Source organism: Streptomyces sp. NPDC005070 (assembly GCF_053600395.1).
On the sequence record NZ_JBSFZS010000546.1, the window covers coordinates 1 to 1,237 of the forward strand.

1 protein-coding gene is annotated in these 1,237 nt (G+C 69.3%); it reads right to left on the minus strand.

The genetic code is table 11. From position 1 onward, the window contains the following. On the minus strand, positions 1 to 1,173 hold a 1,173-nt coding region (locus tag ACWEBX_RS41025; protein ID WP_451889764.1), incomplete at its 3' end, for a DUF1479 domain-containing protein. Positions 1,174 to 1,237: the final 64 nt, after the last annotated feature.

The window sequence follows — 1,237 nt, forward strand, 5'->3', positions numbered from 1 at the left end:
GGGGAAGTCGCTCGGGCTGGAGCCGGTGGTGAACGCGGCCCTGACGTCGGCGGCGTATGTCTCGTTGCGGGGGCACCAAGGCGCGGCGGGTATGTACATGACGTTGCCCCAGCCCTGCTGGTTCTCGACGGGCGCGACGCTGTGGATCATGTCGCAGTGCCACCACACGGAGTCGCCGGCGCCGACGTCGGGGATCGGTGTCAGGGCCCGGTAGAGGACCGGATGCCAGCGCTGGGTGACGGGGAAGACCTGGTTGGGTCGTACGCCGCACATGGAGTCCTCGGGGACGTCCGGCAGCAGCGGGCGCAGCAGGAGGTAGGCCATCACCTCCGGAATCGGGACGGTGTGCAGCACGCCCTGGTCGGCGTCCATGTCGGACAGCGCGGTCCAGCCCTGGAAGGTGCGGAACGCGGAGCACATGGTGGAACCGGGGTACTGGGGTCCGTCGGTGCGGTGGGCGGCGTCCCAGGGGTCGTACCGCTCGACGTCGCCGCTGAAGAGATGGCGGAACGCCTTCTGGTACTCCTGGGTCATCCAAAGGTCCAGGGTGCCGGGATCGCAGTGGGTGCCCAGGCCGGAGGAGTCCGTGCCCGGCGGGCGGCGCCGGATGCGGTCGGGGTAGAGGGCGTCGCGGTCGGGGTCGAACCACTGGGTGCCGTCGTCGTCGGTGTGCTTCCAGAACGAGTTCAGGAAGGACTGGACCGTGGCCATCCGGTCGGACTGGCGGGCCTGCATCTGCGCCTGTGACCAGTAGATCGGGTAGATCTCGGGCTTGGAGCCGACGCTGCCGAAGAAGTCGTCACCGGGGCCTGTGTACGTCTCGAAGAACTTGTTGCGCTCGACGTAGTCGACGATGTCCCGGTCCCAGGCCAGTGCCTGGTCACGTGGGAAGAGTCCTCGCACGACGAGGCAGCCGCGCCGTTTGAGCTTGGCCTTCTGCGCGGGTGTGACGGCGCCGGCGGCTATGGCGTCGTAGTCCAGGACGGGCCACACCTCCTCGCCGCGCTCGCGGTCGGCCTCTATCTCCGCGACGCGCGCCTCGATGCGCCGTTCGACGGCGGTGAACGCCTCCTCCACGGTGCGGCCATGGGCTTCGATGCGGGCGCGCAGGGCCGGCTTGAGCTCACGAATGGCCGCGGCGATGTCCCCGGGGGTCTGGTTCCAGTACGGCAATGAGCCGGCGGGACGTACGACGCTCCCGTGGACCCGAGCGGTGGGGGAGACAGCTTCTTCGAGG